At 69.1% G+C, this 13,342-nt stretch carries 11 protein-coding genes; 3 read left to right on the forward strand and 8 right to left on the reverse strand.

Annotation, left to right across the window (positions count from 1 at the left end; all coding sequences use genetic code 11):
- Positions 1-112: 112 nt before the first annotated feature.
- A complete protein-coding gene (locus DL991_RS09505; RefSeq protein ID WP_125783053.1) occupies positions 113-1,420 on the forward strand; it encodes an aldehyde dehydrogenase family protein in 1,308 nt (435 codons plus the stop codon).
- On the opposite strand, the gene DL991_RS09510 is transcribed toward DL991_RS09505, so the two are convergent.
- On the reverse strand, positions 1,421-2,101 hold the full coding sequence (locus tag DL991_RS09510; RefSeq protein ID WP_125783055.1) for a hypothetical protein: 681 nt from the start codon (positions 2,099-2,101) through the stop codon (positions 1,421-1,423). It lies immediately after the preceding gene.
- 173 nt (positions 2,102-2,274) lie between these two features.
- On the opposite strand from DL991_RS09510, the gene DL991_RS09515 reads away from it, so the two are divergent.
- Together DL991_RS09515 and DL991_RS09520 are read left to right on the forward strand one after the other, a co-directional pair.
- Positions 2,275-2,730 (forward strand): DUF4383 domain-containing protein, encoded by a 456-nt coding sequence (locus DL991_RS09515; RefSeq protein ID WP_125783057.1) that lies wholly within the window; start codon positions 2,275-2,277, stop codon positions 2,728-2,730.
- A gap of 35 nt (positions 2,731-2,765) precedes the next feature.
- Positions 2,766-3,647 carry a manganese catalase family protein gene (locus tag DL991_RS09520; RefSeq protein ID WP_125783059.1) on the forward strand — a complete coding sequence of 294 codons (882 nt, stop codon included), beginning with the start codon at positions 2,766-2,768 and terminating at the stop codon, positions 3,645-3,647.
- 291 nt (positions 3,648-3,938) lie between these two features.
- Here the strand turns inward: DL991_RS09520 and DL991_RS09525 are convergent, their stop codons facing one another.
- From DL991_RS09525 to DL991_RS09560, 7 genes are all read right to left on the reverse strand, one after another.
- Positions 3,939-4,916 (reverse strand): YihY/virulence factor BrkB family protein, encoded by a 978-nt coding sequence (locus DL991_RS09525; protein ID WP_233598749.1) that lies wholly within the window; start codon positions 4,914-4,916, stop codon positions 3,939-3,941.
- A 324-nt stretch (positions 4,917-5,240) separates the two neighbouring features.
- Complete coding sequence (locus DL991_RS09530) at positions 5,241-5,453, reverse strand: ferrous iron transport protein A (RefSeq protein WP_125783063.1); 213 nt, start codon at positions 5,451-5,453, stop codon at positions 5,241-5,243.
- A complete protein-coding gene (locus DL991_RS09535) occupies positions 5,450-5,689 on the reverse strand; it encodes a glutaredoxin domain-containing protein (protein WP_125783065.1) in 240 nt (79 codons plus the stop codon). Before DL991_RS09535 ends, DL991_RS09530 begins: the two co-directional genes overlap by 4 nt.
- Before the next feature lie 3 nt (positions 5,690-5,692).
- Positions 5,693-8,581, reverse strand: coding sequence for a helix-turn-helix transcriptional regulator (locus DL991_RS09540; protein WP_125783067.1), 2,889 nt, complete (start codon positions 8,579-8,581; stop codon positions 5,693-5,695).
- Between the two features lie 196 nt (positions 8,582-8,777).
- On the reverse strand, positions 8,778-8,972 hold the full coding sequence (locus DL991_RS09545; RefSeq protein ID WP_125783069.1) for a hypothetical protein: 195 nt from the start codon (positions 8,970-8,972) through the stop codon (positions 8,778-8,780).
- A gap of 13 nt (positions 8,973-8,985) precedes the next feature.
- Positions 8,986-11,868, reverse strand: coding sequence for a type 2 lanthipeptide synthetase LanM family protein (locus DL991_RS09550; protein WP_233598750.1), 2,883 nt, complete (start codon positions 11,866-11,868; stop codon positions 8,986-8,988).
- A 395-nt stretch (positions 11,869-12,263) separates the two neighbouring features.
- Positions 12,264-13,115: a hypothetical protein gene (locus DL991_RS09560; protein WP_125783073.1), complete on the reverse strand. Its 852-nt coding sequence runs from the start codon at positions 13,113-13,115 to the stop codon at positions 12,264-12,266.
- Between the last annotated feature and the right edge of the window lie 227 nt (positions 13,116-13,342).

Here is a 13,342-nt window from a genome sequence, read left to right on the forward strand (position 1 = left end):
AGGGCGCTTTCCCCGCGCGACATGCGAGGAAAGCGCCCTTCATACTTGCGTATAACGCCCTATACCACTCGGCGGTGGGCACCTGCTTCACCTCGCCGCTAGGCTCGGAGCCATGACCAGCAGTGATGCCTCCGCCGTCGTCAAAGAACTGCGTCACCTTTTCCGTTCCGGCGTCACGAAACCGGTGGAATGGCGCCGAGCGCAGCTCACGGGCCTGCGGAAGCTTCTGTCCGAGCGGGCCGACGTCTTCCTCGACGCGCTCTATGCCGATCTGCGCAAGAACACCGCCGAAGCCAAGCGCGCGGAGATCGCGCTCGTGCGCAACGAGATCGACCACACGTTGGAGAACCTCGACTCCTGGCTGGCTCCGGAGCCGGCCGAGCTCCCGTACCCGCTGCGGCCGGGGAACGGCCGCGTCGTGCGTGAACCGCTCGGGGTCGCGTTGATCATCGGGCCGTGGAACTACCCACTTCAGCTGGTGCTCGCGCCGCTGGTCGGAGCGCTGGCGGCGGGAAACTGCGCGGTCGTGAAGCCGAGTGAGCTGTCCCCGAACACGTCGGCCGCGATCGCCGAGCATCTGCCGGACTACGTCGAGGGCGTCCGCGTCGTCGAGGGCGCGATCCCCGAGACGACGGCGCTGCTGGAGCAGAAGTTCGACACGATCTTCTACACCGGGAACGGGACGGTCGGCCGGATCGTCATGGCCGCGGCGGCGAAGCATCTCACGCCGGTCACGCTGGAGCTGGGCGGGAAGAGCCCGGCGATCGTCGAGCCGGGCGCGGATCTCGCCGTGACCGCGCAGCGGCTCGCGTACGGCAAGTTCGCCAACGCGGGTCAGACTTGCGTCGCGCCCGACTACGTCCTCGCGATCGGCGACACCGGCCCGAAGCTGGCCGAGCAGCTGGCGGAGACCGTCGAAGCGATGTTCGGCGAGGACCCCGCCACCAGCGACTCCTACGGTCGCATCATCTCGACCCGGCACTACGACCGGCTCGCCGCGCTGCTGGACGACGGAACCGCGGTCGTCGGCGGCCAGACCGACCGCGACGAGAAGTACATCGCGCCCACCGTGCTCACCGGCGTTTCCCCGGACGCCCCGGTGATGCGGGACGAGATCTTCGGCCCGATCCTGCCGATCATCGAGGTGCCCGACGTCGACGCGGCGCTGGCGTTCGTCAACGAACGCGACAAGCCGCTGGCGTTGTACGCCTTCACCGAATCGGACGAAACGAAGCGCAGGATCGAGGGGGAGACGTCGTCGGGCGGCTTGGTGTTCGGCGCGGCGATCATCCATCTCGCGGCGCCGGAGTTGCCGTTCGGCGGGGTGGGGGAGAGCGGGATGGGCCGCTATCACGGCCGCTATTCGATCGACAACTTCAGCCACGTGAAGGCCGTGCTGGACAAGCCCCTCGCGGGCTGATCAGCGGCCCTCGCGGCTGCCTTCGTAGGCCCGCTCGCGGAGCCTGGCGAGCCAGCCGGGCCGCGGCTCCCACCCCCGTGGAGGATGCAGCATCGGATCGAAGGCGGGGCGGGAGGAGTCTTCGTCCACCTCGTGCAAGCTCAGCGTCGCGCAGGGCTTCCGATGCCCGTTCGCGCGGACGGTCTCGACGAGGTAGGTCACCGGCCCTTCCGTCACCAGGCGCCTCAAGGCGTCGAGTGATGCTTCGGCGTGTCGCGGCGTCTCCGCGCGGGCCGAAAGCCAGACCAGTTCGCCTTTCGTGCGATAGGGCAGCAGGGTGCTGTAGCGCCCGGTGGTCCAGGCCCGCGACGGCCGCGGCAGTACCCGGCCGACCAGACCGGCACCCGAGCTCGTCAGCGTGAGATCCCAAGGAGCACCGTCGGCGGAAGGAATCCGGACCGCCAGCCCCAGCGCGTCTGGCAGCCGTCCCGGGAGGCCTGCCCCCTTGGACATCCGCACGGTGACGGCCACCGGCTCGTCCGGCAGGGCGAGGTCATCGCACCTCAGGCCGTGAAATTCACCTTTGAGCAGTAGCCCATCCGGGTGGAAGGCTCTCGCGCCACGCAGGGCCGCGAGGGCGTGGAAGCCGGCACGGAAAAGCTTGCCGCCCGGCCCGGCCCGCGTTGCGGCGTTCTCAGCCACGATTCCGACCTCCTTGTGACGTGCGTGCTTCGCCGTGACTACCCCGGCCAGGCCGGGTTACACCTGAATTCCCACGAATTCATGAGCTCTGGATCCCTGGTGTAAACGGCATTCGCCCGGGTACTCGACGCGATGTTCGCACAGTTCCCCAGTCACCCGGATCGGAGGAAATCATGACTGCATCGCCGGCCACGGTTCGGCGGGCTCCGCGCCAGCTCATCGCTCTCGGCGTGAGCGCGGTCTTCCTGCTCGTCGGCATCCTCGGTTTCATCCCCGGCATCACGACGAACTACGAACAGCTGAGCGGCGCCGGTCACGAGTCCGGCGCGTTGCTGCTTGGCGTGTTCCAGGTGTCGATCCTGCACAACATCGTCCATCTGGCGTTCGGCGTCGCGGGCATCCTGCTGGCCCGGAAGGTGAGCGGCGCGAAGGCGTTCCTCGTCGGTGGCGGGGTGATCTACCTCGTGCTCTGGCTGTACGGGCTGCTGATCGACCACGGCTCGGCGGCCAATTTCGTGCCGGTCAACAGTGCCGACAACTGGCTGCACCTCGGGCTCGCCGTCGGGATGATCGCACTCGGCCTCATTCCGCTTTCCGGTTCGAAGGCGTCGATCGCCGACTCGCGCTAGCTCTGTTTCTTCCCTGAATTCTTCGGAGGTTGTCAGTGTTCCGTCATACCAAATCGCTCCAATTCGAGGCCAAGCCGGAAAAGCCGGACGCCTTGTACGCCCGCAAGCTGCAGGAACTCATCGGTGGCGCCTACGGTGAAATGACCGTCACCATGCAGTACCTGTTCCAGGGCTGGAATTGCCGCATCGAGGGCAAGTACAAGGATTTGATCATGGATACGGCGACCGAGGAGATCGGTCACGTCGAAATGCTCGCGACGATGGTCGCCCGGCTGCTCGAAGGGGCGCCCGCCACCACGGTGGCCGAGGCCGCGAAGGATCCGGCCACCGCGGCGATCCTCGGCGGGATGGATCCCCAGCAGGCGATCATCTCCGGTGGCGGCGCCACGCCGAGCGACAGCCAGGGCTACCCCTGGAACGGCCGCTATGTCGTGGCGTCGGGCAACCTGCTGGCCGATTTCCGGGCGAACGTCGCCGCGGAGGCGCAGGGCCGGTTGCAGACGGCCAGGTTGTACAACATGACCGACGACCCGGGCGTGAAGGCGATGCTGCAGTTCAACCTCGCGAGGGACACGGTGCACCAGAAGCAGTGGCTCGCCGCGATCGAGGAACTCAAGGCCGACGGCCTGGAAAGCGACATCGCGCCGACGGCGTTGTTCGACGAGGAGAACCAGGAGCACAACAACACCATTTGGCATCTGTCCGACGGCCCGGACGGTTCGAAGGGTGGCTGGAGCTTCGGCGAGGACGGGATCGAGTACCTGATGGATCCGGAGGCCCTCGGCGGACCTGGCACCGCTCCGAAGCCCGACCCGGCGCTCTACGGCACTTACGCGCCGGTCCAGGACGCGATCGGGACGGTCAAGGGCAAGGCCAAGGATGCGAAGAAGAAGGCCACCAAGTCGAGCAAGAGCTAGGAGAATCGATGGAGCCCTTCCCCGGTACCGCCGGGGAAGGGCTCTTCTCTTATGTGCGGGCGTCAGGCAAAGGTGTCACGTCAGGTGGTCGGTCCGTGAAGGAGGCCTTCACGGACCGGGGTTGACCTTCACCCGGTTGTCGGTTGTCCCCTGTGTCGAGGGGGTACCTCGGAAGCTAGTGAGGGGCTCCTTCACTACCTTCAGGGTAGGCAAGGAGGCCTTCACGGACTGGTGAGTGTCTCCACGGCCGGCCTGACGCCACCTTGGCCTTACTCCTCTTGTGTGCGGGAGTCAGTCGGTGGTCTTCGTCTCGACCGCGGCCGCTTCGTCGTCGTCCATCGCCGCGGTGTCGCGCGGTGGGAGGAACGGCTCGTCGTCGGCGGGGCGTCCGGAGGCACGCTCCTTGCCACGGGTGAGTTCCGCGTCCAGTTCGGCGCCGAGCAGGACGGCGATGTTCGAGATCCACAGCGAGATCAAGAACACGATGACCCCGGCGAGCGAACCGTAGACCTTGTTGTACGAACCGAAATTGCTCACGTAGAAGGCGAATCCCGCGGTGGCGGCGGCCCAGAGCAGCACGGCCACGAGGCCGCCGGGCGTGAGCCAACGGAACTTCGGCTGCCGCACGTTGGGACTCACCCAGTAGAGCATCGCGAACGCCAGCCCCGCCAGCAGCGCGATCACCGGCCATTTCGCGATGTCCCAGACGAGGACACCCGTCGAACCGAGACCGATCAGATCACCGAGGTAGCGCGCGACCCCGCCGGTCGCCACCACACCGGCGGCACACAAGGCGAGGACGATCAGCACGGCGACGGTGAGCCCGACCCGCAGCGGCACGGTCTTCCAGATCGGGCGGCCTTCGGGCATCGAATAGATGACGTTGGACGCGCGCATGAACGCGCCGATGTAACCGGACGCCGACCACAACGCGCCCACGAAGCCGATGATCGCCGCCGGTCCGGCCAGTCCGCCGGATTTGGACAGCTCCTCGATCGCGCCGACCAGGATGTCCCGGCCCTGACCGGGTGCGACCCGGCCGACGTTGTCGATCAGGGTCTGGGTCGCGGACGGTCCGAGGAGGCCGAGGATCGCGGTCAGGACCAGCAGCCCCGGGAAGAGCGAGAGGACGCCGTAGTAGGTGAGGGCGGCCGCCCAGTCCAGCATGTTGTCGTGGTTGAACTGGGCGAACGTCCGTTTGAGCACCGCGAACCACGATCGGCGGGACAACTCCGTGGGACCGTCCGGGTTTTCCGTTGTGGCAGCCAAGGGAACCTCCTGAAGGGGATTCCCTCGCTTACCCGGGAGCGCCGGGGCGAAACAGCGGTCAGACCGCAATGCCATCCAGCCCAAGTTGGTCAACCGCTTTGTCGGTCGCCGGTCGTGGGGATGTCCTGAAGGGCCCCTTTGAGACGATCACCGTCTCAAAGGGGCCCTTCAGGACATGAGAGTTCGGCGCCGGGGGGGGCGTACGGCGGGTGGGTCGGGATCGCAGGTCCGTGAGGGACTCCTTCCCTACCCTGAGAGTAGGGAAGGGGCCCTTCACCTCCACTCACGACTCACCACGCCACCTTTGCTCTACCTCTCACTAGGTCAGACCGGGCGAGGACGCGGCTGTGGTGGAGGCGGGACGGTCTTCGCGAGGACGATGTCCGCCAGCCGGATCGTCACGAGCCCGCGTTTGGTCTCCACCGCGCATTCCGCGTCGTCACGGGAGCGCAGGTAGCCGAGGGCGTCGGTGAACCCGCCTTCGATCCGGTACCGCACGACGACCCTCGTGCCGACCGGGACGTCCGGGAGGGTCACCGGTCCAGGTGCGCGGTGAGCTCGTCGTCGCTCGGCTCGACCAGGTGGGTGCCGTCCGGCCAGACGATGGTGGGGATCCGGCGCTCACCGTTCTGCAGCGCCCGCACGGTTTCCTCGGCGACAGTGTCCGCTTCGACGTCGATGTAGTCGTACTCGACGCCCTTCGCGTCCAGGAGGGCACGGCTGCGTTTGACGTCAGGGCACCAGTCGGCGCCGTACACGGTGAGGTCGCTCATGGATCACAGCATGCCAGGTCGCGGTCCGGCGGCGTGGTCGGCGAGGGCCGAACGGTCGGCGAGCCCGGTCTTGGCGAGCAGGCTCGCGACGTGCTTCTCGACCGTGCGGGGCGAGATGTGCAGCCGGGCGCCGATGTCCTTGTTGCCCATGCGCTCGGCGAGCAGTACCAGCACCTCGTATTCGCGGACGGTGACGCCGGACGCGCGCAGCTCACCGGGCACCCGGTCGACACCGGACCGGCGCTGCCGCACGGGTGCGCCGAGCTTGCGCAGCAGGCGACGGCAGGCGGCCGCGACCGCCTGGATGTCCCTGCCGTGGAAGTACTCCTCGGCCTCGTTGAGCCAGCCCGCCGGATCTCCCCAGCCGTCGGCGGCGGCCGGTTCGGCGATCAGCCGGAGCCCGAGGTGCCGGGCGAGGGGATAGGGCGCGGACGTCTCGAGTGCGGAGGCCACCGACCGTTCGGCTTCCGTCGTGTCACCGCGCCTGCCGTGCTCGACGGCGTGCGCGAATTCGACGAACTGCCGGTTCCATCGCATCCCGCTCACGGCGGAGCCCGCTTCCGGGCAGGGAACGCCGCCGAGGGTGTCGACGAGCGTCCTGAGCCCGTGCTGTCCGGCGAGGTGAAACCGGCTCGGCCGCCGGTCCTCCAGCTCGATGACTTCGTCGAGTTCACGGCGTGCCCGCTCGAAGTCCTCCTCGAGGAGCGAACAGAAGACGCGTGCCAGCCCGATGCTCAGCACCATCTCCTGCGCGTTCTCACCGCCGCTTTGCCGGAAGTCGTCGAGCGCCCGCTCCATCGCCGGGCGGTCGGCGCGGTGCCCGGCCGACATCGCCCTGGTCATCTGCGCGTACTGCAGCAACGCGGTCAACCGGAGCCTGCCGAGCACGGCGAGGTTCTCCTCCAGCAGCGCGTGCGCGGTGTCGAACTCGCAGCGCAGGATCGCGTGCATGGTACGCACGGAATCGACCGCGCAGTGCAGCGTGATCGACCCGGTCCGCTGGGCGTCCGCGCGGGCGAGCAGCAGGGTCCGCTCGTCGCCGTTCATCAGCACGCGATGCCCGCCGAGCCTGACCAGTGCCTGAGTGCGGAGGTGGTGCAGGTGGTTGTCCTCGGCGGTTCGCCGCGCGAGCTGCATGTACTGCTCGGATTCGGTGAGGTCCCGCGACAGCGCGAGCATGCCGAGCACCTGCAGCGCCTGGCAGACGACGAACGGCTGCTCGGTCTCCTCGGCCACTTTCCACGCCTGACGCGCGAGCCGTTCCGCCGTGCCGGTCCGGCCGGGGACGTCGAGCCAGAGGTTCGCTTCGACGGCGTCGAGCGCGGCCTGCTGAGCGGGCGAGATCGCCGAACCGAGGGGAGCACGGGCGCGTTCGATCTGGCCGAGGCATTCGTCGTGCCGTCCGGCGATGTAGGCGGCCCAGGCGAGCTGGGTGTGCAGTTTGGCGGCCCGTTCGAGCGTGCCGATCTCGACGAAGCCCGCCGAAAGCTCGACGGCCCGGTCGAATTGGCCGGTTTGCCCGAGCGCGTACAGCAGTGTCTCCAGCACCTCGGCCCGATCACCCGCGTCGGCACCGGCGAGCAGGTCGACGGCTTTGGTGAGCATCGTGACCGCGGAATCCGCGGCACCGGCGTCGAGGGCGCGGCGACCGGTCCGCGCGAACAGGTGGCCCGCGGCCCGTTCGTCCATCGCGGTCAGCCGGAGCGACGCGACGAGCGCGCACAGATCGCCCGGCAGACCCGGGTACAGCTTCTCGACGGCGTCGGCGGCTTGACGGGCGAGTGCCGCCTTGCGGGCCGGTGACTGGCGTGCCAGCAACGCTTCCGCGGTCAGCGGATGACGGAAGGCGTACCAGCCCGGAGTCGTCTCGTCGGTGGTCACCAGGTTCGCCGAGACCGCGGCGCTCAGGTGGTTGTGCAGGGTCCGGTCGTTCGTGCCGATGACCGTCTGCACCACCGTCAGCGGGAAGCGGCGGCCGATGATCGCGGCGACCGACAGCAGTTCGCCCGCCTGCTCGCCGAGTTGCTCCATCCGGACGCCGATACTGGTGACCAGGGCGGCGGGTACGCGGGCGCGGAGTTCACCGATGACCCGCCAGCCGTCCCGGCCCTCGACCAGAAGACCCTCGTTCACCATGCCGTGAAGCAGTTCCTCGACGATGAAGGGCAGGCCGGCGCTGTTGCGCCACAACAGTTCCGCCGCGGGCGACGGCAGTTTGCCGGGCTCGGTCTCCAGACAGGCCGCCGCGAGAGCGCGGGTGTCGGCGAGACCGAGCCTGCCGAGTTCGACGACGGCGCAGCTCATCCGCTGGGCACCGGAGGTCGCGAGGCGAAGGGCGTCGGAAGGTTCGTTGCGGAGCGTGCCGACGAACAGGGTCTGTGCCGCGGGCAGGTTGTCGACGAGGTATTCGAGGATGAACAGCGTTTCGGCGTCGGCGTCCTGGAGGTCGTCGAGGACCAGGAGCGCGCCGCGGTCGCGGCTGGTGACGGCCAGCAGCCGGAACACCGCTTCGGCGAGCACCAGCAGGGAGCCTGATTCCCGCGGCCGGTCACCTTGGCCCCAGTCGGGAACGAGCTGGGCGAGCACCGGGACGAACGGGTCGAGTTCGGCCGCCTCCGGCGGTCCGCCGCCGCGGAAATGCGACAACAGCGCCTGGGTCAGCGGCCGGAACGGGACGAGCGGACCGATCGAACCGGCCCTGCCCTGCAGAACCGGGATGTCGGCGGCGACCGCTCGCGACGCGGCTTCGGTGGCGAGGCGGGATTTGCCGATGCCACCTTCGCCGACGAGAAAGACCGCGCCGCCGCGGCCCGCGATGGCGCGATCGAGAGCTTCGGAAAGCTCGGTCAGTTCGGCATCGCGGCCGATCACCCGCGACGAACGGATCCCCACCAACGCGACTATAGCGAGCGGATTCCGCAGTCATGGGGAAAAGCGATCACGAAGGCGGGCGGCGCGAGCCCGCCTTCGTGAGCTTTTGTGGATCTGGTCGGCGGAGCTGTGACAGGCTCACGACGCGACCGAACGCGTGAACCCGCCCGGCCGACGTCGATCGCGGTCGCGGGTTCACCTACGGATGTAGCAAACCTCAGATCCAGCCGCCGGTGAAGACGCTGACGACGGACGGCGAATCGGGGTCCGTGGAAAGGGTGGCGAGCGGGTTGGCGCTCAGCCGCGGCTTGCTGCCCGCCAGCGCGTGGTTGCGCGAGCCGACCTCGAGGGCGCGCGGCAGGTTCACGGAGCCGAGGGCGTCTTCGGTGGCGGGCAGATCTCTTTCGTACATTCGGTTCTTCTCCTCATTCTCGGTTTACCGGCGGAACAACGGTGGCCGCGGGATGCGGCCGGTCGGGGCGGAGCAGGAGCGCGGACGGGACCCGGTCGCCGAATCCCAGCCGCAGCAGGCCGTAGCCGATCCCCGACAGGCCGCTCAGCAGTCCTGGCGAGGGGACCGCGCCGGGAGTCCCGCAGCGGGTACCGCGCTGATCGATGGCGGCGAGCAGATGACCGGTCCGGCGGCGCACCGCGGCGGCGGCGCCAGTGTGCCCGTTCTCCGCCAGCACGCACAACACGTCCAGCACTCCGGACTCGCCGTGGCAGAGGCTGAGATCTTTCAGCGGTGCCCCGTCGGCCAGCCGTTTGATCGTCCGGTCCAGGCCACGGGCGTATCCGGGATCCGGCAGGTGCGCGGCCTGCCCGAGTGCCTCGCCCGCGAGACCTTCGCACCAGCCGCCGGTGCTTTCCGCCCGATCGTCCGCCTTTCCGGGTGGTTCTTCGCCGGAACGGTCGTGTGCCCGGAGAACCCAGTCGATCCCGGCCGGACCGCGGGCGAAACCGGTCTCTTGTGGACGTTCGCGCTCGAGCAGCTGCCCGGCGTAGCGGTCCGCCCGCTTCAACGCCGTCTCCAGTCCTGTTTGGACATACACCGAGCGCATCGACGCGACCCCGCCCGCCAGGCCCGTCGTGAATCCGGACGGCGTTTCGGGGGTGGCCTCGGGCATCAGATCGACGGCCTGCTCGATGAGGTCGCCCGCGGGAAGGCCGACCAGGGTGCTGAGCCGCGCGATCGTGTACGCGACGCCGCCGAGCCCGAGAAGCCCGCCGCAGCCGGCGGTGGCGGCCAGTCCGGGATCGGCGCGAAGAGTGGCGAAAAGACCGGGGAGCGGGCTGATCGCATACGCGGCCAGATCGCGGTACCGCGCGATCCCGGTCAGCTCGGCGAGCTGGGCGAGGAACAGCGCGACACCGCAATAGCCTTCGCCGAGTCCCGCCCCCATCGGCAGCACGGTCCAATAGCGGTCGTCGACGAGTTCGATGCCGAGCCAGTTCGAGCGGTGCTCGTCGGAGAAGGCGTTGGCGACGATGTGGTCGGCGATCCCGCAGGCGGTGAGCAGCAGGCGTTCCGGGTCGGGCGCCTGGTTCGGCACCGCCGTTTCCGCGGTCTCGCCGCCGCCGTGGTGGTCGCCGGTCGCCGTGCTGATCGCGAGGGTGGCCGAGATCAGCCATTCCTGGTCGCGCTGGTCGAGCGGATCCATGTCGGCGACCTTGGCCAGCACGGTGTCCAGCGACGCCCGGTCGACCACTCCGTCGACGCTGTCACCGCGCGAATCCAGCAGTGACGTCGAGCCGGGGTTCGAGGTGAACATCGGCACGTCGCCCGCCCACAGGTCGGCCCGCTCGTGCGGGACGAGCCGGAGCAGTTTCTCCTCATCCGCCGAGTCCGCTTCGAGCAGGTCGAACGCGTGGTCGCGGTCGGCGGCGTCACGCAGGAGGTCGGGGTGGGTTGTCTCGTCGAGCAGGCGGAAGTAGAAGTTCGTCGGCCGGATGAGTACCCGGATGGGATCCTCGGCGCAGTGCCGGAGAAGCTCGGCGAGTTCGTCCCGTCCGGTGGAGATCGCGTCGTAGCCGAGCCGGAACCCGGCCAGCAGTGCCGCGCTGTGCTCGGCGGGGGTGACGTCACGGCCGCCGAGACGCGGAAGGTTGTTCCCGCCCGCGAGTTCGCCGGGGACCCTGATCAGCCGCATTTGGTCGGTGCCCGGATCGGCCCAATCGATCCGGTCGGTCGGCAGCTTGCCACCGTGGCCCGCCAGGCCGGAGATGTCGACGGCGCCGTGCTCACCCGCGAAGAGCTGGGGGAGCAGCAGCGTGCGCTGCACAGACCGCGCGAGCATCGCCGCGGCTGGGTCGCCATCCGCCGGATCGGATGGCGAGGGCTGGAACAGCGTCTCGATGTCGATCAGCACCGGCTGGTCGCCGCAGGCGATGATGTTCTCGTAGTGGACGTCGGTGGCGTCGAGTGCGTGCAGGAGCGCCAGGAGGATGCCCTGACGGCGGTAGAACCGGTCGACGTCGGCGATGTCGGCGCACGGCCGATGCTCGACGAACCGGAGCCAGCCGTACCCGTCACGCTGGAGTGCGTCGGCGGTCCGCAGGTGGAGACCGGGCAGTCGTTTGTTGAGCTGTTCGACGACGTCGGTGAACCGTTCGTGCAGGATCAGCGGGCGGGGTTTGTAGATCACCTTGGCGCCGCTGGAGAAGCCGAGCAGTTTGACCGAACGCCCGCGTGCGTGCGCGTCCCCGATCCCGCCCGCGACCTCGACGAGCGTGCCGAGCTCGCCGTCCACGACCGAGCAGGGCAACGCGGCGGCATCGGCAGAGAAGCGGGCCAGTGTTTCGGCGTGGGCTTCGGCGGCGTGGAGGCAGGCCTGGGCGAGGAGCCGGGCCAGTACCGGGTATTCGCCGAACAACCGGACGAGGCCGGCCGGTGTGGACTGCTGGCGCACGAAGTCCGAGAAGCGCTCTTCGGGTGTCTCGCCCTGAAGGATCCCGGCCTTGCGGGCGCGGTGGAGTTCCAGCACGAGCGTGCGGACCGAGAGCTTGAGCAGATGCTGGTCGAGCTGGGCCGCGAAACCCCGGCGGAGTGCTTCGACGTCGGCGTCCGCGAGATCGTCCGGGACCGCCTCACGAGTGGCGGCGTCGACGAACGACCTGAAGACCCCGGCGAACGCGGCACGCCAGTCACCGACTGGGGGACGCTCCGGCAGAAGCGCGGTGACGGTGTGTTCGGCGAAGTCCGCCCATACGGGCTTGGTCGTCGCTGCGCGTTCGCGCGGGGTCTGGCCGTGCACCCACCACTTCAGCGGCAGGGACGTCGCCGGGAGCTGGGGCGTCACGGCAGTCATGCTTTCAGTTCGGCGCGGGCCGCACATGGGGGCGACGCACCCACATTCAGCGCACGCACGAAGATGCCCGGAGAGTGACGGCCGGGCTCACCCGCGGTCAGCCACCCGTCGCGCCGGAATATGGGGGCCCTGCACCCATGCGCGGGCCCGGTCCCGGCCGCACGATGGTCGGGTGGAACGGGTCTCGCGGTGGCCGAGGGGAGTGCCGTGAGTGTCGGTCGCGGGCCGGTTGCTGGGGGTCCGGCCCGCGCCACCCCAAACCCGCACTCAGTTCCGGCGGGGGATCTTCGTGGGTTCCTTGGCACGGTTTCCGGACTGAGCGACGAGCGGCGGGCCCAGCTCGCCTCACTGCTGCGGGTGCTCCTCGGCGAGGGTCAGGCGCGCTGAACCCGGCCTCACGAGCTCAGTCGAGCCGCACGGGCGGGCTCCTTGGCCTGAGAAGCGTAGTGGGCGGTGACGATCGCGCCCGACATGGCCAGGATCAGGCCCGCGACCGTGAACGTGGCGAAGCCGTCGCGGACGCGGTCGTCGAGGAAGACCAGGCCGATGATCGAGGACAACGCCGTATTCGTGGTGAACATGATCGCGTTGACCGCTGTCGCCCCGCCCTTCTGCAGGGCGAGGGCGAACGCGACCGCCGCGGCCGAGCCGTTGAGGATCATCGCCCACACGGCCGGTTCCACCAGAATCGCCCAGCCGGACGAAGGTAGGTCCAGGGTGCGGGCGGAGACGCCGACCACGCTGAACCCGACCCCCGTCGCGAAGCCGAGCACCTGCGCGGCCCAGGGGCGATCGAAGCGCCGGAAGTACCAGGCGATCGACCCCACGACCAGCGCCATCGCGGGCAGAACCCAGCGCCACTCCGCCGGAAGCAGCTTGGCCGGACCCGGCTGCGCCGACAAGCCCAGCAGGATCAGACCGACCGCTCCGACGCCCAGAGCGGCCCAGCCCGCCGCGGCAAGGCGGGTGCCCATGAACGCGGAAATCGCGGCCGTCACGCCGACGCTGAAGGCCAGCACCGACTGGACCAGGAACAACGGCAGCCGTTGCAACGCGGCCGCCGCACAGGCGAAGCCGACCAGGTCGACGCCGATGCCCGCGAAGTAAATCCATTGGCGCCGCAAGTGCACCAGGTCCAGTGCGCTGCCGCCGTACGCGCCCGCGCGGCGGACCCCGATCGACTCCAGCACCGAACCGCTACCCGAGGCCACCGCCGCCAGCAGCGCGAGGACGTATCCGACGATCACCCCCGCAGTCTGTCAGCCACGCCCTGGGACCCTTACCGGTCACCCGACATGGGGTGGGTCTTCACACGGTGTCCAGCACGCGGTGGCAGCGGGTCGGCGAGCTCCACCAATGGTAGGAATGCCTGGTGACCGAACCGAATTTGATCGAAGCAGCCGCCGAAGAGGCAGTCACGCTCACCAGTGAACTGATCCGCATCGACACGACCAACACGGGTGATCCCGACACG

Origin of the sequence: Amycolatopsis sp. WAC 01375, assembly GCF_003947325.1 — a bacterium.
Lineage (GTDB): Bacteria > Actinomycetota > Actinomycetes > Mycobacteriales > Pseudonocardiaceae > Amycolatopsis.

Excerpts from the sequence above, each read along its gene's own strand:
- DL991_RS09535 (WP_125783065.1), bottom strand. The coding sequence starts at position 5,689 with ATGAGCGACCTCACCGTGTACGGCGCCGACTGGTGCCCTGACGTCAAA.
- DL991_RS09550 (WP_233598750.1), bottom strand. The coding sequence starts at position 11,868 with ATGACTGCCGTGACGCCCCAGCTCCCGGCGACGTCCCTGCCGCTGAAG.
- DL991_RS09545 (WP_125783069.1), bottom strand. The coding sequence starts at position 8,972 with ATGTACGAAAGAGATCTGCCCGCCACCGAAGACGCCCTCGGCTCCGTG.
- DL991_RS09515 (WP_125783057.1), top strand. The coding sequence starts at position 2,275 with ATGACTGCATCGCCGGCCACGGTTCGGCGGGCTCCGCGCCAGCTCATC.
- DL991_RS09505 (WP_125783053.1), top strand. The coding sequence starts at position 113 with ATGACCAGCAGTGATGCCTCCGCCGTCGTCAAAGAACTGCGTCACCTT.